Origin of the sequence: Allobosea spartocytisi (assembly GCF_014764685.1) — a bacterium.
Taxonomy (GTDB): Bacteria; Pseudomonadota; Alphaproteobacteria; order Rhizobiales; family Beijerinckiaceae; genus Allobosea; species Allobosea spartocytisi.
This window is the reverse complement of record NZ_JACXWY010000003.1, coordinates 275,198-298,058: the sequence shown is the minus strand read 5'-3', so window position 1 is coordinate 298,058 and position 22,861 is coordinate 275,198. Positions and strand designations below refer to the sequence as shown.

18 protein-coding genes are annotated in these 22,861 nt (G+C 66.5%); 13 read left to right on the top strand and 5 right to left on the bottom strand.

The annotated features are described in order from the left end of the window. Window positions 1-13: 13 nt before the first annotated feature. From IED13_RS06795 to IED13_RS06765, 7 genes are read left to right on the top strand one after another with little or no spacing between them, the layout of a single operon-like run. The gene (locus tag IED13_RS06795; RefSeq protein WP_038364910.1) at window positions 14-682 is read left to right on the top strand and encodes an amino acid ABC transporter permease; all 669 of its coding nucleotides are present in this window, start codon (window positions 14-16) and stop codon (window positions 680-682) included. A gap of 7 nt (window positions 683-689) precedes the next feature. Beyond that, window positions 690-1,340: an amino acid ABC transporter permease gene (locus IED13_RS06790; RefSeq protein WP_051988233.1), complete on the top strand. Its 651-nt coding sequence runs from the start codon at window positions 690-692 to the stop codon at window positions 1,338-1,340. Window positions 1,341-1,377: 37 nt separating this feature from the next. Further along, window positions 1,378-2,223, top strand: a complete 846-nt coding sequence (locus tag IED13_RS06785; protein WP_038364908.1) for a transporter substrate-binding domain-containing protein — start codon at window positions 1,378-1,380, stop codon at window positions 2,221-2,223. A gap of 53 nt (window positions 2,224-2,276) precedes the next feature. Further along, window positions 2,277-3,056, top strand: coding sequence for an amino acid ABC transporter ATP-binding protein (locus IED13_RS06780; RefSeq protein ID WP_112762457.1), 780 nt, complete (start codon window positions 2,277-2,279; stop codon window positions 3,054-3,056). A gap of 60 nt (window positions 3,057-3,116) precedes the next feature. Further along, complete coding sequence (locus tag IED13_RS06775; protein WP_038364906.1) at window positions 3,117-3,584, top strand: MaoC family dehydratase; 468 nt, start codon at window positions 3,117-3,119, stop codon at window positions 3,582-3,584. Beyond that, window positions 3,584-5,113, top strand: coding sequence for an acyl CoA:acetate/3-ketoacid CoA transferase (locus IED13_RS06770; RefSeq protein WP_191123752.1), 1,530 nt, complete (start codon window positions 3,584-3,586; stop codon window positions 5,111-5,113). Before IED13_RS06775 ends, IED13_RS06770 begins: the two co-directional genes overlap by 1 nt. A 29-nt stretch (window positions 5,114-5,142) precedes the next feature. Then, complete coding sequence (locus IED13_RS06765) at window positions 5,143-6,129, top strand: aldo/keto reductase (protein ID WP_191123751.1); 987 nt, start codon at window positions 5,143-5,145, stop codon at window positions 6,127-6,129. 91 nt (window positions 6,130-6,220) lie between these two features. Here the strand turns inward: IED13_RS06765 and IED13_RS29170 are convergent, their stop codons facing one another. After that, on the bottom strand, window positions 6,221-7,216 hold the full coding sequence (locus tag IED13_RS29170; protein WP_191123750.1) for a cupin: 996 nt from the start codon (window positions 7,214-7,216) through the stop codon (window positions 6,221-6,223). Window positions 7,217-7,756: 540 nt separating this feature from the next. Continuing rightward, window positions 7,757-8,338, bottom strand: coding sequence for a TetR/AcrR family transcriptional regulator (locus IED13_RS06755; RefSeq protein ID WP_133560543.1), 582 nt, complete (start codon window positions 8,336-8,338; stop codon window positions 7,757-7,759). A 79-nt stretch (window positions 8,339-8,417) separates the two neighbouring features. Here IED13_RS06755 and IED13_RS06750 point away from each other — a divergent pair, with 79 nt between their 5' ends. The 4 genes from IED13_RS06750 (at window position 8,418) to IED13_RS06735 (ending at window position 15,184) form a co-directional block, all read left to right on the top strand. Further along, on the top strand, window positions 8,418-9,542 hold the full coding sequence (locus IED13_RS06750) for an efflux RND transporter periplasmic adaptor subunit (RefSeq protein ID WP_191123749.1): 1,125 nt from the start codon (window positions 8,418-8,420) through the stop codon (window positions 9,540-9,542). Further along, window positions 9,539-12,661 (top strand): efflux RND transporter permease subunit, encoded by a 3,123-nt coding sequence (locus IED13_RS06745; RefSeq protein ID WP_191123748.1) that lies wholly within the window; start codon window positions 9,539-9,541, stop codon window positions 12,659-12,661. Before IED13_RS06750 ends, IED13_RS06745 begins: the two co-directional genes overlap by 4 nt. Window positions 12,662-13,028: 367 nt before the next feature. Beyond that, on the top strand, window positions 13,029-14,024 hold the full coding sequence (locus IED13_RS06740; RefSeq protein ID WP_142022206.1) for a sterol desaturase family protein: 996 nt from the start codon (window positions 13,029-13,031) through the stop codon (window positions 14,022-14,024). Beyond that, on the top strand, window positions 14,021-15,184 hold the full coding sequence (locus IED13_RS06735) for a GNAT family N-acetyltransferase (RefSeq protein ID WP_191123747.1): 1,164 nt from the start codon (window positions 14,021-14,023) through the stop codon (window positions 15,182-15,184). The genes IED13_RS06740 and IED13_RS06735 overlap by 4 nt, the downstream gene beginning before the upstream one ends. Here IED13_RS06735 and IED13_RS06730 read toward each other — a convergent pair. Beyond that, on the bottom strand, window positions 15,135-16,631 hold the full coding sequence (locus IED13_RS06730; RefSeq protein ID WP_191123746.1) for a glucosamine inositolphosphorylceramide transferase family protein: 1,497 nt from the start codon (window positions 16,629-16,631) through the stop codon (window positions 15,135-15,137). The genes IED13_RS06735 and IED13_RS06730 overlap by 50 nt on opposite strands. Window positions 16,632-16,837: 206 nt before the next feature. Here IED13_RS06730 and IED13_RS06725 point away from each other — a divergent pair, with 206 nt between their 5' ends. Further along, a complete protein-coding gene (locus IED13_RS06725; protein WP_191123745.1) occupies window positions 16,838-18,976 on the top strand; it encodes a GumC family protein in 2,139 nt (712 codons plus the stop codon). A gap of 41 nt (window positions 18,977-19,017) precedes the next feature. Further along, window positions 19,018-20,370: a VpsF family polysaccharide biosynthesis protein gene (locus tag IED13_RS06720; protein ID WP_191123744.1), complete on the top strand. Its 1,353-nt coding sequence runs from the start codon at window positions 19,018-19,020 to the stop codon at window positions 20,368-20,370. Here the strand turns inward: IED13_RS06720 and IED13_RS06715 are convergent. Together IED13_RS06715 and IED13_RS06710 are read right to left on the bottom strand one after the other, a co-directional pair. Further along, window positions 20,312-21,556 carry a glycoside hydrolase family 5 protein gene (locus IED13_RS06715; RefSeq protein ID WP_191123743.1) on the bottom strand — a complete coding sequence of 415 codons (1,245 nt, stop codon included), beginning with the start codon at window positions 21,554-21,556 and terminating at the stop codon, window positions 20,312-20,314. The genes IED13_RS06720 and IED13_RS06715 overlap by 59 nt on opposite strands. Continuing rightward, entirely contained in the window at window positions 21,553-22,722 is a 1,170-nt protein-coding gene (locus IED13_RS06710; protein WP_191123742.1) for a DUF1972 domain-containing protein, read from the bottom strand. The genes IED13_RS06715 and IED13_RS06710 overlap by 4 nt, the downstream gene beginning before the upstream one ends. Window positions 22,723-22,861: the final 139 nt, after the last annotated feature.

Below are 22,861 nucleotides of genomic sequence, written 5' to 3'. Positions count from 1 at the left end.
CCTGGAGGAAACCTTGACGTATCAGTTCGATTTCTCGGTCCTGCTTCCCTATTGGGAGCAGCTGCTGCGCGGCTGCTGGCTGACGATCCTGCTCTCGGCGATCTCGATCTCGGCCGGGCTCACGATCGGCATCCTGACGGCGCTTGCCAAGCGAAGCCGGTTCACGACGGCACGGATCGCGGCCGGCACCTATGTCGAGATCATCCGGAACACGCCGTTCCTGGTGCAGGTCTTCTTCATCTTCTTCGGCCTGCCGGCGCTCGGCATCAGCTTCCAGCCCTGGAGCGCCGCCATCCTGGCGCTGAGCCTCAACTGCGGGGCCTTCTCGGCGGAGGTCATCCGCGGCGGCATCGACGCGATCGCGCGCGGCCAGTACGAGGCCGGCACGGCGCTCGGCCTCAAGCCGCTGCAGATCTTCCGCCACATCGTCCTGAAGCCGGCGCTGCGGATCATCTTCCCGGCTCTGTCCGGCCAGTTCGTGCTGACGCTGCTGACGACCAGCATCGTCTCCTCGATCTCGGCGGAGGAGCTGACCTCGATCGCCCAGTCGATCGATACGCTGACCTTCCGCAGCTTCGAGATCTACATCGTCGCGACGATCCTCTACCTGACGATGTCGTTCGGCTTCGCGACTTTGTTCAAGCTGATCGACCGCGTCTATTTCTCCTATCCGGTGAAGTGAGGGCGCCATGATCAGGCAATTCGGTCTGCCGGAAGCGCTTGCCATCCTCTCGGGTGTGCAGGCGACGATCCTTCTCTCCCTGATCGCCTTCGTCGGCGGCGGTGTCGTCGGGCTCGCGGTCGCGCTGATGCGGACCTCGGAACGGACATGGCTGCAGCGCTGCGCCGGCTTCTACATCGACTTCTTCCAGGGCACGCCGCTGCTGATGCAGCTCTTCCTCGTGTTCTACGGGTTGCCGGTGCTCGGCTACAAGGTGAACCCCTGGATCGCCGTCGCCATCGGCTTCACGCTGCATGCCAGCGCCTTTCTCGGAGAGATCTGGCGCGGCAGCATCCAGGCCGTGCCGCGCGGGCAGACCGAGGCCGCCTATGCTCTGGGCCTGAGCTATGCCTCCCGCATGCGCAACGTCGTGCTGCCGCAGGCGATGCGGATCTCCGTCGCGCCGACCGTCGGCTTCATGGTGCAGCTCATCAAGGGCACTTCGCTCGCCGCGATCATCGGCTTCGTCGAATTGTCCCGCGCCGCCCAGATCATCGCCAGTGCGACCTACAAGCCGCTGCTCGCCTATGGCTGCGCGGCGATCGTCTACTTCGTCCTCTGCTTCCCGCTTTCACGCCTGAGCATGCGCCTCGAGAAGCGCTTCGCCGTGAAGACCTGACGACCCCTGAAAACAACATCAACCGGAGGAAACACCCATGAACTGGATTCAGACGTTCCGGCGTACGGCGCTGGCTTCGGCCATCGTGCTGGCAGCCGCATCCGCGATGGCCGGAGCCGCTGCGGCGCAGACGGTGGAGTCGATCAAGAAGGGCGGCGTGCTCAAGATCGGCTCGCAGGTCTCCCAGGTGCCCTGGGGCTTCAGTGATGCTTCCGGCAAGCTGACGGGCTTCGACATCGAGCTCGGCGAGATGCTGGCGAAGGATCTCGGCGTGAAGGCCGAGGTCACGCCGGTCACGTCGAGCAACCGCGTCGCCGCGCTGCTGACCGGCCAGGTCGACGTGCTGGCGGCGGTGATGGGCATCTTCGCCGACCGGCAGAAGGTCGTGCTGTTCTCGCGGCCCTACACCACCAACGACACGATCTATATCGGCAAGGCCTCGGCCAACATCAAAGGCTGGAACGACCTGAAGGGCGTCCGGGTCGGCGTTCCGCGCGGCACGCCGCAGGACATCGCCATCACCAAGGCGGCGCCGGCGGGTGCCACCATCCAGCGCTTCGACGATGACGCCGCGACCGTGCAGGCGCTGATCGCGGGACAGGTCGACATGATCGGCGGCGCCGCGACTCAGGTTCCGAACATCGCCCAGGTGGCCGGTCCCGGCAAGTTCGAGCAGAAGTTCATCGTGGCGCGCGCCTATAACGCCTTCGCGGTGCGGCCCGGCTCGCGCGAATGGGCCGATTATCTCAGCGATTTCGTCGCCCGCAAGCTGGCGAGCGGCGAGTTGCCGGCGCTCTACAAGAAGTGGATCGGTGGTGAGCTCGCCGAGATGCCGAAGACGGGCGAGGGCGAAGCCGCGCTCCCGGTTTCGATGGTGCAGTGACCGCGCGCGGGCGGCCTCCCCGCCGCCCGCCACTCTCCGGAATGAGCAAGACCATGTCAGTCAATCCCGATCAACGAAGCCGCGCGAGCGCATCCGCCGACGCCCCGATCATCGAGATCGCGGGCCTGCGGAAATGGTTCGGCACCTTCCAGGTCCTGCAGGACATCGCGCTGACCGTTGCGCGCGGTGAGCGGATCGTCATCTGCGGGCCGTCGGGCTCCGGCAAATCGACGCTGATCCGCTGCGTCAACAGCCTCGAGCGCTATCAGGAAGGACGCCTCGTCGTCGACGGATACGATCTCGGCGCCGGGCAGAAGAACATCGACACCGTGCGCGCCGAAGTCGGCATGGTGTTCCAGCAGTTCAACCTCTTTCCCCATCTGACGGTGATGGAGAACTGCATGCTGGCGCCGATGAAGGTGCGCGGCACGCGGAAGAAGGAGGCGCAGGAGCTGGCGATGCGCTTTCTCACCCGCGTGCGGATCGCCGATCAGGCGCTGAAATATCCGGCGCAGCTTTCCGGCGGCCAGCAGCAGCGCGTCGCGATTGCCCGCGCGCTCTGCATGACGCCGAAGATCATGCTGTTCGACGAGCCGACCTCGGCGCTTGACCCCGAGATGGTCAAGGAGGTGCTCGACACCATGGTCGGCCTCGCCGAGGACGGCATGACGATGCTCTGCGTCACCCATGAGATGGGCTTCGCCCGCAAGGTCGCCGACCGCGTGATCTTCATGGATGCCGGACAGATCGTCGAGATGGGCAAGCCTGAGCCCTTCTTCGCGAACCCGCAGAATCCCCGGACGCAGGCCTTCCTCGGGCAGCTCCTGCACTGACGCATCGCAAGCCGCGCGGGCAGCGCCCATCGCCGCAGACGTTTTCCAAAGGGACCCATCATGCTTCCGGGCAAGTTCTACGAAGAGATCCAGATCGGCGACGAACGCCTGACGCCGCGTGTCACCGTCACCGAGGGCCATGTCCTGGCCTATGCCGGCGTCGCCGGCGACTTCTCGCCGATCCATATGGACGAGGTTTATGCCCAGTCGACGGTGTTCGGTGGGCGCATCGCCCATGGGCTGATGGGGTTGTCGTTGACCGACGGCATGAAGGTGCAGTCCGGCTTCTTCCATGACGGCATCGCGCTCGGCTGGAGCTGGAACTTCAAGAAGCCGATCCGGATCGGCGACACCTTGCAGGTGAAGTTCCGCGTCGCCGATATGCGCATTCCGAAGAGCCGCAGCGACATGGGCATCCTGACCATCGCCATCGCGCTCCTCAACCAGCATGGCGAGGTGGTGCAGGAGGGCGAGCACCGGCTGATGGTGCCGCGCAAGCCGGACGCAGGCCAGGCGGAGGCCAACTGATGGCCCGCAACAAGTTCATGAGCGCCGATCAGGCCGTCGGGCTGATCAAGGATGGCGACACCGTCGCGCTGGTCGGCGGCGGCGGCGGCCTGATGGAGGCGACGCATACCTTCCGCGCGGTCTCGCGCCGCTTTCTCTCGACCGGCTATCCGCGCAACCTCACGGTGCTTCATGCGCTCGGGATCGGCGACAAGAAGACGGAAGGGATGAACCACTTCGCCCATGAAGGGCTGGTGAAGCGCGTCATCGGCGGCCACTGGGTCTGGTCGCCGAAGATGCAGGAGATGGCGCGCGACGAGAAGATCGAGGCCTATGTCCTGCCCAGCGGCTGCGTGATGCAGCTCTATCGCGAGATCGGCGGGCAGCGGCCGGGGCTATTCACGCATGTCGGCCTGGGAACATTCGTCGATCCGCGCCACCAGGGCGGCAAGATGAACGCCTCCGCCAAGGAGGATCTGGTCGAGGTGGTCAATCTCGGCGGGCAGGAGCTGCTCTGGTACAAGTCCTTCCCGATCAATGTCGCGATCATCCGCGGCTCCTTCGGCGATGCCGACGGCAATATCAGCCTCGATCAGGAGGCGGCGAATGTCGATGTCTATGCGGCTGCCCTCGCGGCGCATAATTCCGGTGGCATCGTCATCGCGCAGGTCCGCACGGCCGTCGACGTCAACTCGCTGCCGGCGCGGTCGGTCCGGGTTCCCGGCGCCATCGTCGACGCGGTGGTGGTCGATCCCGACCAGCGCATGAGCTACGATTTGCCCTATGATCCGCTGATCTCCGGCGAGCGCCGCGGGCCCACCCCGCTCGATCCGCCGGAGCCGCTCAACATTCGTTCGCTGATCGCCCGGCGCGCCTACCAGGAATTGACCGAGGGCGACGTCATCAATTTCGGTGTCGGCATCGGCGAGGGCGTCGCCAAGATGGTCGCCGAGCGCGGCGAGGTCGGGCGCTATTACCAGACCATCGAGCACGGCACCTATGGCGGCTCGCTGCTCGTGGGCCTGCTCTTCGGCTTCGCGCGCAGCGCCTCGGCCATGATCGACGGCCCCTCGCAGTTCGACTTCTATGCCGGCGGCGGCCTCGACACCGCCTTCCTCGGCTTCGGCGAGCTCGACGAGGCGGGCGACGTCAACGTCTCCAAGCTCGGCGGCCTGACCGTCGGGCCCGGCGGCTTCATGGACATCGCCCAGAACGCGAAGAAGGTCGTGTTCTGCGGAACCTTCGATACCAAGGGCAGCAAGCTTCAGCTCGGCGACGGCAAGCTGACGATCGCACAGCACGGCCATGTGCGAAAGCTTGTCGGCAAGGTCGAGCAGATCACCTATTCCGGCAAACAGGCGCTGAAGCGCGGCCACAAGGCGGTGTTCGTGACGGAGCGGGCTGTTTTCAACCTCGAAAACGAGGGGCTCGTCCTGAGCGAAGTCGCGCCCGGCGTCGATATCCGCCGCGACATCCTCGAGCGGATGGACTTCATGCCGCTCATTCCCCGCGATCCGCAGCTCATGGACAGCGCGATCTTCACCGACTGAACCGGCCTTCGATCCGTTCCGAGGACATCATGGACTATCGCAATCTCGGCCGCAGCGGCCTCAAAGTATCGCGCATCGCCCTGGGCTGCATGAGCTATGGCGACCCAACCCGCGGCAATCACAGCTGGGTGATGGGTGAGGAGGAGGGGCGCCCCTTCATCCGCAAGGCGCTGGAAGCCGGCATCAACTTCTTCGACACGGCGAATGTCTATTCGGACGGCGCCAGCGAGGAGGTGCTCGGCCGCGCCATCCGCGACTTCACGACGCGCGAGGCCGTCGTCATCGCCACCAAGGTCTATGGCCGGATGCGTCCCGACGCGAACGGCCAGGGCCTTTCGCGCAAGGCGATCTTCTCCGAGATCGACGCCAGCCTGAAGCGCCTCGGCACCGACTATGTCGATCTCTACCAGATCCATCGCTGGGACTACGAGACACCGATCGAGGAGACGCTGGAGGCGTTGAGCGACGTCGTGAAGGCGGGCAAGGCGCGCTATCTCGGCGCGTCCTCCATGCATGCCTGGCAATTCATGAAGGCGCTGGGCTTGCAGCGCCAGCATGGCTGGGCGCCGTTCGTTTCGATGCAGAACCATCTGAACCTCCTCTACCGCGAGGAGGAGCGCGAGATGCTGCCGCTCTGCCGTTCCGAGGGCATCGGCGTGGTTCCTTGGTCGCCGCTGGCGCGCGGCCGGCTGACGCGGCCCTGGCAGGACGAGCCGGCGACGGCGCGTGCCGCGGCCGATGAGGTCGGCAAGGGCTTTTACGACAAGTCAAAGAGCGCCGACCGCGCCGTGGTCGACCGTGTGGGGGACATCGCAGAACAGCGCGGGGTTCCGCGCGCCCAGATCGCGCTGGCCTGGCTGCTGCACAAGAACGGCGTCACGGCGCCTCTGATCGGTGCCACCAAGATGGCGCAGCTCGATGATGCGCTGGCGGCGCTGCCTTTGAGGCTCTCCGAGACGGAGATCGCCGCCCTGGAGGAGCCCTATGTCGCCCATGAGCTTTCGGGTTTCGCTTAGGTCAGGGACCGTGCCTTCGGTCACGCGATCATAAAAGCGACCTCCGCGAGGCGGGTATGCCAATCGCGGTCGTCCAACGCCTCGGCGGGCCTCAAGCCGGCGCGATGACCACGGCCTCGCAGGAGCCCGTGGACGCAGCCGGCCGATGCTCGACGCCATGCGGAATCACGATGAATTCGCCCTCGCCTACGGTTTCCTCGCGATCGCGAAACTCCATGAGCAGGGTGCCCCTGTGCACGAAGACGAGCTTGTCGTCGTTCAGCTCGAAGCGCCAGGCAGAGGGGGACTCGATGCGGACGAGCTTGATCGCCATTCCGTTGATGCGGCCGGGGACGACGGCCTCGCCGGAGGTCGGCAACCCCGCGAAGGAGGCGGCGAGGTTGTTCTTGCTGAACGGCGAGAGATGGTTGTTCAGCCGCGCGACGTCGCGGATGATGGCGGAGAGCTGGTCGGGCACGCTCTTGCTGCCGGCGGGGTACTTGCCGTCAAGAGCGGCAGTGCCGATGGTGAAGCCGGCTGCACCAGCCTCCTTCACGATGGCGATGCGCTCGGGCGTGTCGATCGACCCGGCGATGTAGACCGGCTTCGAGACCGCCTTACAGACCGCCATCATCAGGGCTGGAACGTCGCCCTTGGAGCGATAGGCGAGGAGATCGAGCCCATGCACGCCGTCGCGCGCGGCGAGCGACCTCGCGCTGTCGACGATCTCCTCGATGCTGCCTTCCAGCACGCTTGGGTGGCCGACGATGCGCCCAGGGAAGGGGCAGTATTGGATCGACGAGCCTGCAATGATCGGCAGCACATCCTCGGCGTGGGTGCCGCCGAGCAGCATGTCGACACCGATGTCGAGGGCGGCCCTGGCCGATGCGGTCTCGCTGTCGCGGTCGAGCGAGACGACCTCGAGATAGGAGGTCGCTCCCCCCGCCTTGATCGCAGCGTTCAGTGCCTTGAGCTGCGAGATCGGGAGACCGATATCCTTGAAGCCGATATGGCGGACGCCGAGGCTGAGCGCAATCTGCAGCTGCTGCGCGGCGTCCTCGACCGTGCGGTCGTTGCGCGTCAGCATGAAGATGAAGCGAAGTCCCATGACGCTGCCTTTCAGATGCGGCTGTTCGTGGCCCCGCATGGCAAGAGGCCTTCGTCTCCATCGAGCCAATATTTGTGGAGTGGCCTCATGAGATTGCCGATTTGACCGCTGCCTGTGTGCGATAATCCAGCCCGAGTCGACGGAAGATCTGCAAACCGAGCCCGACCAGTGTCGAAAAAGCAGATCTGCTTTTGCCGATGTCCCGGCCGACCGGAGGCGGCGGCATAGTCCGTGCGGTCGATGCTGTGTCCGGTTGCAAGCTTACGAGCGATCCGCATCGAGGATCAATCGCTTCCGCTCAACACCGACACCCCATGTTCGCCGTCCGATTGGGAAAACCGGTCGGCGATATCTGCCATACCGGTGGTGGCGAAGTCGCACGGTACCTGGCGCGGCATGGCGGACCGGCAGGCCCGCCAGCGTGCCGAGGGCGGCTGGATCCGCGGGAAGCAGGACGATGGGGGCCACTGACGACGTGGACCTCGGATCGAAGCGGATTGAGGCCCGATTGCGGTCCGTCGAGCGCGGTTTCTGCGGCGCCTACTGCACGCCGTTGGTCGTCTTCGCATGGCCCTCAAGCTGGGAGCCGGCTGCGTTCAGGATCCGGCGCGCCAGCGTTTCGTCGTTGACCGTCCTCGACAGCAGGACCGCACCGACCATCATCGACAGTTTTGCCAGAAGCGCATCGCTGTTCTCCTCACCGGACAGGCTTGCGATCATGTCGAGGTTCGCGCGGATGCCGGCTTCGAACTCGGCCTTCACCTCCGGGCCCTGCCGGGCCGCGTCGGATGCGAGCGCGACGAACGCGCATCCTTCGGCGCGCTCCGCGACGTGCTCCGGGCTGAGGTAGAACTCCGCCACGGCCGAGAGCGGGTCGTCCGGGCGAGAGGCGGCTGCGGACGACCAGCGCTCGGCCGAACTGGCGATCGCTCGCCGCGATGCCAGCGCTGTCAATTCATCCTTCGAGGCGAACTGCTTGTAGAAGCCGCCCTGCGTCAGGCCGGCTCCGGCCATCAGGTCCTTGAGGCCAATGCCGTCGAAGCCGTGCTCGCGAAAGAGCCGGCTCGCCGTCTCGATCACCCGCTCCCTGTTCTGTGCCGCTTGCTCTCGGGAGACCCGCATGCCGTGCTCCAAAAAATTAGATTGCGTTCACACTCTATAACCGTCATAGATGTCGGACGCAATCTATTTGGTAAGCATCATGACAAGGAAATCCCGGTTCGCCCTGCTCGCAGTCGGGGGCATCGTGGTCGCCGCCGGGATCGGGGGCGCCGTTATGCTGATCGGGCACAAAGCCGCTCCTTTGGCGGCTGTCGACTCCCGGCAGGAACCGCCGATCGTGCGCGTGTCGACGGCAAGCCCGGTCACAGGCGCCGACCGGCGCTTTACGGGCGTCATTGCGGCACGCGTCCAGAGCAATCTCGGCTTTCGCGTCCCGGGCAAGGTCGTCGAACGGCTGGTCAATATCGGCCAGTCCGTGAAGGCGGGACAGCCGCTTCTGCGGGTTGACGAGACCGATCTGCGGTTGGCGCTCACCGCCAAGCGCAACGCGGCCATCGCCGCCCGGGCCGTGCTGACGCAGGCGACGGCCGACGAGGCGCGCTACGCGGTGCTCGTGAAGAACGGGTTCGCCGCCAGCCCCCAGCGCTACGAGCAGGCGAAGGCCGCGCTCGACACCGCCAAGGCCCAGGCCGCCGCGGCAGAAGCCGAGGCGAATGTCGCGGAAAACGAACTCAACTATGCCGTGCTGGTCGCCGACGCGGACGGGATCATCGTCGAGACCCTGGCGGAGCCCGGGCAGGTCGTCGCGGCAGGGCAGGTGGTCGCCCGGCTCGCGCAGACGGGCCCGCGAGAGGCGTTGGTGGTCCTGCCCGAAACGGTCAGGCCCCCGATCGGCTCCGCCGCGCAGGCGACGCTCTACGGCGTCGCGGGGCGCAGCTTCCGCGCCACTCTGCGCCAGCTATCCGACTCGGCCGATCCGCAGACCCGGACCTATGAGGCTCGCTATGTCCTCGAAAGCGAGGCTGCGCTGGCGCCTTTGGGCGCAACCGTTACGGTCCGCTTGTCCGATATGGCGACTGACGCCGAGACGGAGATTCCGCTCGGAGCAGTTCTCGACGACGGCCAGAAGACCGGCGTCTGGCTTCTCGACGATGCGGGCTCCGCCGTGACGTTCCAACCCGTGCGTCTCGTTCGCGTCACAAGCGAGACGGCGGTCGTCTCGGGGCTGCAGGCCGGCCGCCAGATCGTGTCGCTCGGGGCGCATCTCCTGCGCGAAGGCCAGCCGGTCCGGACTTCCTCGAACGTCAAGGCGGCCTCGCGATGAGCTTCAATCTCTCGGCCATCGCGGTCCGCGAACGCGCCGTCACCCTCTTCACGATCCTCCTGCTCGTCGCGGCTGGCGCCTACGCCTTCGTCAAGCTCGGGCGTGCCGAGGATCCGAGCTTCACCATCAAGACGCTGACGGTCACCTCCGTCTGGCCTGGCGCGACGGCCCGCGAGATGCAGGACCTCGTCGCCGAGCCGCTGGAGAAGCGGCTGCAGGAGCTCGCCTGGTACGACCGCGTCGAGACGACGACACGACCGGGCTATGCCTACCTCACGGTCAACCTGAAGGACGCCACGCCGCCTTCCAAGGTGCAGGAGGAGTTCTATCAGGCGAGGAAGAAGCTCGCCGACGAGGCGCGCAACCTACCGCCCGGCGTGCTCGGTCCCTTCGTCAATGACGAGTATTCCGACGTCAGCTTCGCGCTCTATGCGCTGAAGGCGCAGGGTCTGCCCATGCGGGAGCTGGCGCGGCAAGCCGAAACCATTCGGCAGGATCTCCTGCACGTTCCCGGCGTCAAGAAGGTCAACATCCTTGGCGAGCGCCCCCAGCAGATCTTCGTCGAGTTTTCCTATGCGAAGCTCGCGACGCTGGGCGTTTCCGCCCAGGACATCGTCACCGCCCTGCAGCGTCAGAATACGGTCACGGCGGCGGGCTCGGTCGACACCAAGGGCCCGCGCGTCTTCATCCGGGTCGACGGCGCCTATGAGGGCGTCCAGGCCATCGCCGACACGCCGATCGTCGCCGGAGGCCGGACCCTCAAGCTGTCCGACATCGCGGATGTCCGCCGCGGCTACGAGGACCCGCCGAGCTTCATCATCCGGCATCAGGGCGAGCCCAGTCTCATGCTCGCCGCAGTGATGCAGGACGGCTGGAACGGGCTGACGCTCGGGAAGGATCTCGAGAGCAAGACCGCCGCGATCGGCCGGACATTACCGCTCGGCATGTCGCTCGAAAAGGTAACGGACCAGGCGGTCAACATCGCCGCGTCCGTCGACGAGTTCATGATGAAGTTCGCGATGGCGCTCGGCGTCGTGCTGCTGGTCAGCCTGCTCAGCCTCGGCTGGCGCGTCGGGATCGTGGTTGCCGCGGCGATCCCCATCACGCTCGCGGCCGTCTTCTTCATCATGCTGGAGACCGGCCGGTTCTTCGACCGCATCACGCTCGGCGCGCTGATCCTGGCGCTCGGCCTCCTCGTCGACGACGCCATCATCGCCATCGAGGTCATGGTCGTGAAGATGGAAGAGGGCATGGACCGCATCAAGGCGGCCGCCTATGCCTGGAGCCATACTGCCGCGCCCATGCTCTCGGGCACGCTGGTGACGATCGCCGGCTTCCTGCCCGTCGGCTTCGCCTCTTCCACGGCCGGCGAATACGCCGGCAACATCTTCTGGGTGGTCGGCTTCGCGCTGATCGTGTCCTGGATCGTGGCGGTGGTGTTCACGCCCTATCTCGGCGTCAAGATGCTGCCGGAGATCAAGCCGATCGAAGGCGGTACGCACGCGATCTACGACACGCCGAACTATCGGCGTCTGCGGCGGCTCATCACCTTCGCCGTCGACCACAAGTTCCTGACCTGCGCGATCGTCGGCATCGCCTTCGCTCTCTCCGGCGTCGGCATGGGCGGGCTGAAGCAGCAGTTCTTCCCCACCTCCGACCGGCCCGAGGTGCTCGTCGAAATCCGCCTGCCGGAAGGCAGCAGCATCGAGACCACGACCGCCGCAGTCCAAAAGCTCGAGCGCTGGCTCGAACGGCAGCCCGAAGCCAAGATTGTCACCAGCTATGTCGGTCAGGGCGCGCCGCGCTTCTTCCTCGCGCTTTCGCCGGAGCTGCCCGATCCGGCTTTCGCCAAGATCGTCGTGCTGACGCCGGATGCCCATGCGCGTGAAGAGCTCAAGCTTCGGCTGCGAGAGGAGATCTCGAACGGGCTCGCGCCCGAGGCCTATGTCCGCGCCACGCAATTCGTCTTCGGGCCTCCCTCGGTATTCCCCGTCGAGTTCCGCATCGTCGGTCCCGACCCGGCTGAACTCTACAAGATCTCCGAACAGGCCCTGCAGGTCATGCGGGGCATCCCCGATGTCCGGGAAGCGAACCGCGACTGGGGCAACCGCACGCCGGTCCTGCGCTTCGTGCCGGACCAGGACCGCCTCAACCTGATCGGCCTGTCGCCGGCGCAGGTCGGCCAGCAGCTCCAGTTCCTGCTGAGCGGGGTGCCGGTCACACAGGTCCGGGAAGACATCCGCAACGTGCCGGTCATCGCCCGCAGCGCCGGCGCCGAACGTCTCGACCCGACGCGCCTCGCCGACTTCTCCCTGATGAGTCGGGACGGGCGGCAGATCCCCCTCGACCAGATCGGACACTCTGAGATCCGCTACGAGGAGCCGGTGCTGAAGCGGCGCGATCGGATGCCGACAATCACGGTCCGTTCGGAAGTTAACGAGGCGACGCAGCCTCCGGAGGTCTCCAAGCAGGTGCGGGCCGCGCTCCAGCCGCTGATCGACGCGCTGCCGGCCGGCTATCGCATCGACATGGGCGGCTCGATCGAGGAGGCAGCCAAGGCGAACGATGCTCTCGGCAAGATTTTTCCGCTGATGATCGCCGTGACCCTGATCGTCGTCATGGTCCAGGTGCGGTCGTTCTCGATGATGACGATGGTGCTGTTCACAGCCCCGCTCGGCCTGATCGGCGTGGTGCCGACGCTGCTGGCCTTCAACCAGCCCTTCGGCTTCAACGCGATCCTGGGCCTCATCGGGCTGGCGGGCATCCTGATGCGCAACACCTTGATCCTGACCGACCAGATCAAGGAGAACCAGATCGCGGGGCTCGATGACTATCATGCCGTCATCGAAGCGACGGTTCAGCGCACGCGGCCGGTCATCCTGACGGCGCTCGCCGCGGTCCTGGCCTTCATTCCCCTGACCCACTCCGTCTTCTGGGGTTCGATGGCCTATACGCTGATCGGCGGCACGGCGGTCGGGACGGTGCTCATCCTGCTCTTCCTGCCGGCGCTTTATGCTGCGTGGTTCCGGATCAAGCCGACGGTCGCAACCGCCCATGAGGTCGAGGCCGGGCCGAGCGCCGAGACTTCGCCACTCGCCTATGCGCACGCGGCTGAGTAACCATGCGAGACAAGCGACAATTCGCTCTGGCGTGCGTCTTGCCTGGCGCCCGGCGCGCCTACTGTAAGATCTCATTCAAAATGAGCCTGGAGACGGCTATCCCCGCCCCAAATCTCATAGGAGCTCAAGGCCTATCTCGCTTAAGCTGAGCCTGTGCGGAATTCGTCTCACTCAAGGTGAGGCTGTGCAGATTTTAAAAGGCGGCCGCAGGGCCGCCTCTTTATTCTGCGAGTGCGGTCGCCCGGGCTTAACCAGAAATGGCTTAACCCTGAGCAACGGTCTTTCATCGCATCGGCCGAAGCCTTAATCACCTGCGTGCCAAAGATGTGGCCCCGCATCGATGATTGAGATGCCGATGTTTGCGCAAATGACCGACTTCGTCGGAAAGATCCTCGACAAGATCTCGGCGACGAGCCTGATCGCGACCGGAATGCTCCTGCTGACGGCGCTCGTCAGCGCGCTGGTCGCCTATCTCAGGACGACGAAGGAGCGCAGCTTCCGCGAGTTCTTCGATTTCGTGTTCCCGCATGAGATCATCATGCATCCTTCGGCGAAGGCGGACCTGCTGTTCTGGGTCACGCGCAAGGCGATCATGCCCTTCCTGATGCTGCCGGCGGGGATCACCTTCGTCGTCGCGGTCGGCTATGCGACCAACCGGGTGCTGGCGACGCTCTTCCACATCGATCCGCCCCTGATCCCGGGCCCGGCCGGCCCGCTCACCACGGTCATCTTCACCGTGACGATGCTGCTCGCCTACGACATCTCCTATTACCTGTACCATGTCGCGCAGCATCGCTTCCCGATCCTGTGGGAGCTGCACAAGGTCCATCACTCCGCCGAAGTCATGGTCGGCATCACCAAGGACCGCGTCCACCCGCTGGACGAACTGATGAACCGCGCCTGGGACGGGGTCATTCCCGGCATCTGCTTTGGCATCTGGTCGCTTGTCTCGCTCAACCTCGTCGAGCTTACCGTCTTTGGCATCAACGTCTATGTGATGCGCAATATCCTGATGATGGATTTCGTCAGGCACACGCATTTCAAGATCTCGTTCGGGCCGCTCAACAGCGTCGTGCTCTGCCCGCACTGGCACCAGTTGCACCACAGCGTCGACCCGCGCCATTACGACAAGAATTTCGGCCTGCTCTTCTCGTTCTGGGATCGCTTCTTCGGGACGCTCTGCGTGCCGAAGCCGGACGAGGACTTCAAGTTCGGGCTGATGGAGCGCAATGTCCGCGACTACCAGTCGCTTTCGGGCCTCTATCTCATGCCGCTGAAGCGGATGTGGCGCCAGATCAAGCTGCGTCTGCGCCCCCGCGCGGCCCGGCAGACCGCGCCCGAGATCGAGGAAACCCAGTCGTGACCGGGCGGAAGCGCGTTACCGCAGCAGCCGGCCGCGAACTGGAGATCGTCACCTCCTACGAGCGGCTCGCGGTGCTCGCGCCGGCCTGGGACGACCTGTGGCGGCGCGCCGACGGGCTCGTGTTCCAGAGCCATGCCTGGGTCGATGCCTGGTGGCGCACCGCAACACGCCGCGACGATCGCGACCTGCTGATCGGGCTGGTCTGGAACGGCGCCGCGCTCGAAGCTGTCCTGCCCTTCGCCACGATCCGCCGCCGCGGCGTCACCGTGCTCGAATGGGCCGCCAAGGAGCATAGCGACTACGGCGACGCCCTGCTCGCGCCTGACCGGAACCGCGACGCCGTCACCGCCCTGTGGTGGGAGATCGCCGCGGCCGGCGGCTTCGACATGCTGTATCTCAACCGCCTCCTGCCGGATGCGGCGATCCGGGGGATCATCGCGCCCGACGTCGCGAGCGGCCGCTTGCGCCCCAATCACCGCAGCGAGATCAGCTATCGCGTCGCCGGCCCCTGGCGGCGCGGCACGGACTGGTTCGAGGCACAGTCGAAGAAGACCCGGCAGAACTACCGGCGCGGCCGGAAATTCATGGAGGAAGGCGGCGAGCTCCGCTTCCGCCTGATGGGACCCGACGAGCCGCTGGAGCCGGTGCTGACTCGCGTTGCCGCGCTCAAGCGCAAATGGCTGGAGCGGCATGGCCGCGCCTCCGATCTGTTCGACGAGGGCGCGCCTGCGCTCGCGGCGCTGGTCGACGTCATGGCCCGGCTCGGCATCCTGCATGTCTTCGTGCTGGAACTGGCCGGTGCGATCGTCGCCGTCTCGATCAATGTCGTCCAGCGCCGCCGGATGATGGCGTTCATCACCACCTACGATCCGGAATTCGAGCGTGCCTCGCCCGGCATGGTCCTGATGATGGATTATATCCAGTGGTCGATCGACCAGGGGCTCGAGATGGTCGATTTCATGTGCGGCGGCGAGGATTTCAAGCGGCGCTTCGCGACGGAATCCGCGACGCTGGAATCGGTGACGGGCGCGCGCACGCTGGTCGGCCGGCTGGCGATGCTCGCCGACAGCGCGGGCCACGCCATCAAGAACTGGCGCTCGCGCCCGGCGGCTACCGGCGCGCCAGCGGATTCCGCCGAACCATCGCCGAGCCATCGATAAACTCGAACCCGCCGGCACTGTTCAGGCTGTGCAGGCGCCGGCCGGGCCAGAGCGGCCCTCCCGCCTCCAGGATGGTCTCGACCTCCTGCGCGAAACCCGTGTCGTCGAGTTGGGTCACGCGGGCGATGCCGAGCGCCTTGCCGTACCCCTGACGGCAATCCTGCACCGGGCGCAGCAACTGCCCGTCACGCAGCACCATCCGCCCGGCTGGCCGCGCCGAGGCGATGTCGATCAGCACGGGATTGCGCGGATGCGGCGTCCAGGGGCCGCGGAAATCCGGCGCCGACCACAGGTGCAGCGCGTCCGAGAACGAGCCGCCGCCGTCGCGCACCGTTGCGAACAGCCACCACCGCCCGTCCTGCTCGATGAGGGTGGCGTCGCTCGCGACCACGCCCTCGATCAGGGTCGCCTCCTTCACCCAGCCACCCGGAAAAGCCGTGGCGCGGAAGAGATCGACCCGCGCCGCGCTGCAGCTTTCCGGGATCATCCAGACCTCGTCGTCGCGGGCGAAGACGAAGGGATAGGACAGGTGGCCCGGCTGCTCGAACACGGGTTCGGGCCGGCCCAGCGGTCCGTCCGGCCCGAACGCGACCGCCGAGATGATGCCCTTGCCGGCCGCATGGGCGAAATCCTCGACGAAGAGCGTGACCCGGCCCTTGTGCAGGATCGGAAAGGGGTCGGCATAGAAGCGGGTGCCGTCATCCGGCAGGTCGGTCCAGCCGCTATCCGGATGCCGTTGCAGGGTGAACAGGTCGGGCCCGTCGAGCTTGCGCCAGCCGACCCGCCAATGCGGCGCGTGGAAGCAGGTCCGGTAGACCAGCTCGATCGCCTTCCCGATCCCGGCCTTGACGACCGTCTTCGCGATGCCGGCCGGCGCGGCGGGCGGCGTCGGCGGCCCCGTCTCGGTCGCAGGCAGAACCGGAACGCGCAATCGTCCGCCGGCCATGGCAGCGACGATCAGCGTCACGATCCGGTTGAGGATATCGTCCAGCTTCGCCAGGAGGATGCGGCCGCTTTCAGAGCCCGGCCGGCCCGCCGCGACGACATCGCCGCTTTCCCTGAGCTCGACGAGGGGAATCCCGCCGCCGAGTAGGGCGGCGACCAGAGCATCTTCTCCCGCCTTGCCGTCGAAATGCAGCGTCCAGCGCCGCCCGGCTTCCGCCACGCTCCCATCCCCGAGATCGAGAACCAGATCGGCGAGGCCGGCCCGCCGGCTGATCGGAACGGCCGCATCGCCGGGCTCAGCCACGGCGAACAGGCTGTCGGGGCGCAAGCCATGGAGCAGGCCCTCGACGCGAAACAGAGGGCCGAGCCCGCTCCCGTCGACAGGAGCTCTCTCCGGCAGGCAAAGCGACAGCTCGAGGCCCGGAAGGCTCCGCAGGCGATCGATCAGCAGCAGATGCCATCGCCGCAACGGCGAAGCACCGATAGTCAACCTCAGTCGCATGCCCCATCCCACGCGGCCGCGCGCACCAGGCGGCCCGCGAGCGAAGGGTAGCCTGCCATGTCGGGATTTCGATTTCGTTAGCCCTGCCGGCGCAGTGGCGCGGGGGTAGAGCGGGGCTTGTTAAGGACTCGATGCCATTGTCCCCAGCGGTATCGCGACCGGGAAAGGCCGCGGTGCCGGCGTTGTTGTGTTGGTAGAGTAGAGGAATGGCCAGCCTGGCTGCGAGCGATCATCGGCAGGAGGAAGCGGTGCAGCCGGCTCCTCGGGAGGCTTATCGCCGGCGTCAGGATGGCGCTGTCGAGATCTCCGAGCTCTGGCGCATCCTCTGGCACCGCCGTTTCATGATTCTGGCCATTGCCGGCCTGCTCGCAGGCCTGACACTGGCCTATGGCGTCGTGACTTCGCCCCTCTACACGGCATCAGCCCAGCTCCTGATCGACCCGCGCGACCGCAACGTCGTCAGCAACGACGTCAATCCGAGCTCCGTCTCGCCGGATGGCGGGCTGGCGCAGGTCGAGAGCCAGGCCAGCGTCATCCAGTCCACCAGCGTGCTGATGCGCGCGATCCGCACGACCAAGCTCGCCGAGGACAGCGAGTTCAACGGCCAGGGCCTGCTGTCGCGTCTGCTCGGCCGGGTCGCGGCCGACCCGCCGAACGCCGATGGGAGCCTGACGCCCGCGGAGGCGCGGGCGCTCGCCAACCTGCGCCGCAAATTCTCGGTGCGGCGCGCCGACAAGGTCTTCGTCGTCGACGTCGTCGTGACGACGAAGGACGCGGAGAAATCCGCCAGGCTCGCCAATGCCATCGCCGAAGCCTATCTCGCCGACCAGGCTGACGCCCGCAGCAAGGCGGCCACCGAGGCAGCCGACTCCCTGACTGCCCGGCTCGCCGAACAGCGCAAGCGCGTCGAGAAGGCCGAGAACGCCGTCGAACGCTACCGTGCGGAAAACAATCTCGTCGCCTCCTCAGGCCGGTTGATCAGCGACCAGCAACTCGGCGAAATCAGCAATCAGCTTTCGGCGGCGCAGGCCCGGACGGCTGCGCTCAAGTCCCAGGTCGAGCAGATCGCCCAGCAGCACCGTGGCGGCAGCCTCGCCGGCAACTCGACCGAGGCGATCCAGTCTCCCGTCATCGCCAAACTGCGCGAGCAGGAGGCGGCGCTCGTCCTGCGCGGGGCAGACCTGCAGAGCCAGCTTGGCCCGCGCCACCCCTCGATTGGGGCGGCCCAGAGCCAGCTCGTCACCATCCGCCGGATGATCGCGACCGAGATCACCCGCGTCGAACAATCCGTCCGCACCGATTACGAGCGCGCGCAGGGCAACGAGAAGCTCCTCGCCAGCAAGCTGGAAGCCCTGACACAGCAGACACAGGGAGCGGACCAGGCTTCGGTCCGGCTGCGCGATCTTCAGCGCGACCTGGAGGCTGCCCGCACCGTCTATGCCAATTTCCTGCTGCGCGCGCAGGAAACGCGCGAGCAGGCCAATCTCGACACCACCAATGCCCGTATCATCAGCCGCGCCCAGGCGCCGCAGCAGGCGAGCTGGCCGCCGACCCTGCCGCTCGTCGCCGCAGCCGGAATGCTCGGGCTCGGACTTGGCGCAGGCCTGGCCCTGATTCGCGAATATGCCGCGCCCCATCTCATCTCCCGCGCCCAGGCCGAAGCGCTCATCGGCGCGCCGGTTATCGCCGTGCTGCGGCCGGGCAAGCCTGCTTCGAAGCAGCGCTGGCGCCTGCGCAAGGTGCCGCCCGTGCCGTCCGGGCCCGATGGCGAGGCCGGGCTTGCCCTGCTCAGACTGTTCAATACGTCGGAAGCGGTTGCCGCTGCGGCGCGCAGCCTGCTCCTGACCTCGGTCGAAAGCGACGCTGTCGATCGCGAGCGTGTGACGGACCAGCTTGCCGAAGCAGCCCTCGGGCAGGGCGAGCGCCTCCTGCTGATCGATGCCGATTTGGAAAAGGAGCCAGAGGAAACCGGCCTCGGCCTGATGGACCTGCTGCGCGGCGAAAGCAGCCTGGAATCATCGATCCATTTCGGCGCCAGCAAGGATGTCGCGATGATGTCCGGCGGGCGCCGCAAGGCCCCGCCGCAGAAGCATGTCGGCCGGACCTTCGCGGCGCGGATGCTCGCCGATGCCAGCCGGCATTTCGACCTCGTCGTGATGGATGGCGGCGCGCTCGGCCGCAATGTCAGGATCGCTCCGCTCGTCGGCATGGTCGAGGAGATCGTGCTGGTCGCACGCCTCTACGGCACGCGCCAGCAGGACATCGTCCAGGCCATGGAGGCCGCGCGCATCATGGGCCGCTCGATCACGGCCACGATCCTCGTCGATCCCGGCGGGCGCGGCTAGAGCATTTTCAAGCGAAGTGGACACCGGTTCGCGTGAAGAAAATGCAGCAAAATCTCCTCATGCGCGCCGCCGGGCTGCGGGCGGCACCGGGCTGGGCCCGGCTCGACGGCATCAGCCGCATCGGCCTCGTCGCCACGGTGCTCGTGCTGTTCTGCATCTCCGGCGGCATGCTCTGGCTCGTCGGCTACAATTACGACGGCCTCGCCGGCTCGGCCGCGACCAAGATCCATCCCTCGACCTATATGGTCGTTCTGTTCTTCTGCTGGAGCGTGCTCGCCAGCGGCGATCCGGTCAGCCGCGCCATCCACCTCGCCAGCGCCCGGCCGGCGACGCTCCTGATGCTGGTCGTCACCATCGCCGTGATCGTCGTGACCATCCTGCGCGGCGGCGCCGGCATCGGCGGCATGGTCGACACCTATGTCGCCGCCTGCCTGCTGGTCTTCCTGCTCGCCGACGCCGATGACGAGACCATGGCGACACTGACCACGCTGCTGCATGTCGTGATGACGCTGAACGCCCTGCTCGCGCTCGTCGAATTCGTCACCCAGACCCGCTTCTTCCCCTACCGCTTCGACGGTATCGCCTTCGAGACCGACACACGCTCCGCCGCGCTGCACGGCCATCCGCTGGCCAATGCCATGATCACCGCGTGCTATCTGATGGCGTTGATCAGCGGCTCCCGCCCGCTCTCGCCGGCCGTGCGCGGCACGCTGATCGCCTTGCAGAGCGCCGCCCTCGTCGTCTTCGGTGGCCGGACGGCGCTGCTGGTCTCGCTGGCGCTCGGCCTCTGCTACGGCGTCGCCATGCTGTTCGCCTCGTTGCGCGGCGGGCGGGTCTCGCTCGTCGGCGCCGCGATCGCCTGCCTGCTGGCGGCGCTGCTGCCGGTCGCGATCGGCGGATTGGCGACCATCGGCTTCTTCGACGACCTCGCGACGCGCTTCGTCTCCGATGGCGGCAGCGCCAACGCGCGCAAGGAGATGCTCGACCTGCTCGGCATGTTCTCGCTGGGCGATCTCGTCTTCGGTCCCGACAACGACCTCGTCGACACGCTCCGGCGCGTCAACGGCCTGGAATGGGGCATCGAGAACCCCTTCATCCGCATGACGCTCTACCAGGGCGCGATCGTCACCGCGCTGGTGACCGTGGCCTTCGGCCTGTTCATGTACGAGCTCGCGCGGATCGGGCGGGCGGGCGGCGTCTGGCTGCCGATGCTCGTCTGGATCGTCCTCCTGAACGGCTCGGAGAGCATCGCGACGAAGACGAACCTGCCCGCCAAGTTCGCGATCGTCGTACTCTGCCTCTATCGCCCGGAGCGCCAGACCAAGGCAGCGCCGCTCAGCCTGGCATCTTCAGCCCGAGCGCCTCGATCATGGCCGGGTCGAGCTGCCGGCTGACATCGTCGACCAGCAGCCCCAGGCTGTCGAACAGGTTCCAGAATGCCCAGGGAAAACCGAGCGCTTCGGCGCTCGTTCGAACATCCCTGACATAGCGCGCGCGGTCGGCGGGAGCCGATGCGGCGATGCCCGCGCCTGTCCGGACCGCCCCGAATTCGCCCATCAGGACGCGGCCGGGCGCGACGCTTTCGCGCTGCGCCCAGGCCCCGACCTGGCGCAGATAACCCTCGATGAAGGGGCGGTCCGGCCGGGCGTCGAAATACTCCTTCAGCACCCGCTCGGTCTCCCGATAGGTCGCGGCGCCGCTCCCCGATGCCGGCTGGCCGAGCTCCATCATCCGGGCGCGGACGGCAGCAAGCGTCGTCTCCAGCGTGCCGCGCGACGCGGGCCAGGGCACCGCGTTGAGCGCGGGATAGAACGGCTCGCTCATCCATTTCGCGCCCTGATGCGAGAACAGGTAGGGCTCGTAGAAATGGAAGGTGAAGAGCAGCGGCTCGAAGGCGGCGAGCGCGCTCGCCTTCAACGGCTCCAGCCCGGCGATCATGCTGCCGCAAGCCCCCGTCGCGACCAGGGTGAGATCGGGAGCAGCACTTCGCGCGGCGCCGAGCATGCGTCGCTGGAGCCGATCCCATTCGGTGGCGCCGCAAGCCTGGAACGGCTCGTTGACGGGTTCGAGCGCGACACGGTCCGGCCCCAGCCGCACGAGCCGCCTCGCCAGTTCCGCGATGAGAGCGAGATAGCCAGGAAAGCCCGGCGCGGCCTCGCTGCCGAAGAGACGGGCCGGCGTCCAGTGATGCGTGGCCGCATTGGCATGGAGATTGAGGACGACGGCGAAACCTTGGCCGAGCGCCGATGCGACCGCCGCCATGACCTGGTCCAGCAGGATCGCCCGCTCACGTGGCGCAGCGGCCAGGATCGGCCCGGGATCGACGGGAATGCGCACGAAATCGAAGCCCGCCCGACGCAACCGGCTGAGATCGCGCGCCGTCGGAACGGGACGATCGAGCTGGAAGGGCGGCCAATCGTAATCGGTACGCGGCGCCGGAAATTCCCGCGTCAGCGAGAACCACGGCCACAGATTGATCCCGCGCCGAAGAACGAGCGGCTGTACGGCCTGCGCCGGCCTCGCGCCGAGCAGCGTTGCCCCGACGCCTCCCGCCAGGACGGCCCGGCGGCTGAAGCTCATCCGGAGCTCTTGTCGGCCAGCTTGACGGCAGCCAGTTCGGGTGCCGCGGCCCCACCCGTCAAGGCCAGCGCCTCGCGCTCGTAATGCTCGAGCACGGCCTGCCACTTGAACTTTTCCTGCGCCCGCGACAAGGCCGCCTTCTTCAGACGCCCGGCGAGAATGTCGTCGGCGATCAGCCTGCCGATCGCCTCGGAGCAGCTGGCCTCATCCTTGAAGAAAAGCCCGGCCTCGCCCGCCGTCCAGCGATTATAGGGATTGTCATGCGCGATGACCGGGTTGCCGGCCCAGAGCGCCTCGACCAGCGACGGATTGGTGCCGCCGACCGTATGACCATGCATATAGGCGCGTGCGTGGAAGCGCAGCGCCTGCACGATGCTGGCATCATAGATCCCGCCGGGCGTCAGCACCTCTGGCCCGGTCGCGGCCATGACCTCGCGGTGATACGCGATCTTGTCCGAGAACGTGCCGAGGACCACGAGCTTCATGCCGCGCGGCTCGCGCGAGAACGCCTCGACCAGCGTCAGGATCGAATTGTCCGGCTCGATCCGGGCGATCGAGATGAGATAGCGGCCGCTTTCGAGACCGAGCTTCGCCAGGGGAGCCATCGGCGCCGACGGGATCGGCACGCCGCCATAGGGGATCATGGCTGTCGCCGAGCGCGGGCGCCGCGTTGCCAGATGGTCGGCGATGATGGGATGGTCGGCCACCAGCCGGTTGGACGACCAGGCCGCGATCCATTCGTTGAGCCAGAACCAGGCGCGGACCGGAAAGGACCATTTCGGCCGGCGCCATTCGATGCCGTCCATGTTGGTGAAGATCTTGCGCCCGGCCAGCCGCAGATAGGGCAGGAAGACCGCCCCGTTATAGCCGAGCACGAGGCTCACCGCGTCGCGTCGTGCCGCATCCCGCACGCAATGCCAGTCGAATTCGAGCGTCGCCTTCGGTCCGTCCGATGCGACCTGCGTCCGGATCAGCTCGATGCCGCGCCACATTTCGCTGCGAAACCGTTGCGTGACGGTCGGAACCTCGTCCTGGCAGTAGACGCCCACGCGCCAGCCGCGCTCGACGAGAAACAGAGCAAGTTTCTCCGCAAAGGTCTCAAAACCGCCATGCGCTGCCGGAATCCCGCGTGTTCCAAGGATCAGCAGGGTGGGAGGAGTGTCCATTTTCAATCTGTCCAAACCGACCCACGCACCGGCGCAGGCAAAGCGTCGCAATTTCATTATGCCTTGAATTTCCGTGATTTATCTTCCTTTCATCCGGAATGGTTAGGACGGGCTTTCCCGATTGCGACTTTGTCCAGAA

Coding starts and splice junctions, on each gene's coding strand:
- IED13_RS06790 (WP_051988233.1), top strand. CDS start 690: ATGATCAGGCAATTCGGTCTGCCGGAAGCGCTTGCCATCCTCTCGGGT.
- IED13_RS06785 (WP_038364908.1), top strand. CDS start 1,378: ATGAACTGGATTCAGACGTTCCGGCGTACGGCGCTGGCTTCGGCCATC.
- IED13_RS06780 (WP_112762457.1), top strand. CDS start 2,277: ATGTCAGTCAATCCCGATCAACGAAGCCGCGCGAGCGCATCCGCCGAC.
- IED13_RS06775 (WP_038364906.1), top strand. CDS start 3,117: ATGCTTCCGGGCAAGTTCTACGAAGAGATCCAGATCGGCGACGAACGC.
- IED13_RS06770 (WP_191123752.1), top strand. CDS start 3,584: ATGGCCCGCAACAAGTTCATGAGCGCCGATCAGGCCGTCGGGCTGATC.
- IED13_RS06765 (WP_191123751.1), top strand. CDS start 5,143: ATGGACTATCGCAATCTCGGCCGCAGCGGCCTCAAAGTATCGCGCATC.
- IED13_RS29170 (WP_191123750.1), bottom strand. CDS start 7,216: ATGGGACTTCGCTTCATCTTCATGCTGACGCGCAACGACCGCACGGTC.
- IED13_RS06755 (WP_133560543.1), bottom strand. CDS start 8,338: ATGCGGGTCTCCCGAGAGCAAGCGGCACAGAACAGGGAGCGGGTGATC.
- IED13_RS06750 (WP_191123749.1), top strand. CDS start 8,418: ATGACAAGGAAATCCCGGTTCGCCCTGCTCGCAGTCGGGGGCATCGTG.
- IED13_RS06745 (WP_191123748.1), top strand. CDS start 9,539: ATGAGCTTCAATCTCTCGGCCATCGCGGTCCGCGAACGCGCCGTCACC.
- IED13_RS06740 (WP_142022206.1), top strand. CDS start 13,029: ATGACCGACTTCGTCGGAAAGATCCTCGACAAGATCTCGGCGACGAGC.
- IED13_RS06730 (WP_191123746.1), bottom strand. CDS start 16,631: ATGCGACTGAGGTTGACTATCGGTGCTTCGCCGTTGCGGCGATGGCAT.
- IED13_RS06725 (WP_191123745.1), top strand. CDS start 16,838: ATGGCCAGCCTGGCTGCGAGCGATCATCGGCAGGAGGAAGCGGTGCAG.
- IED13_RS06720 (WP_191123744.1), top strand. CDS start 19,018: ATGCAGCAAAATCTCCTCATGCGCGCCGCCGGGCTGCGGGCGGCACCG.
- IED13_RS06715 (WP_191123743.1), bottom strand. CDS start 21,556: ATGAGCTTCAGCCGCCGGGCCGTCCTGGCGGGAGGCGTCGGGGCAACG.
- IED13_RS06710 (WP_191123742.1), bottom strand. CDS start 22,722: ATGGACACTCCTCCCACCCTGCTGATCCTTGGAACACGCGGGATTCCG.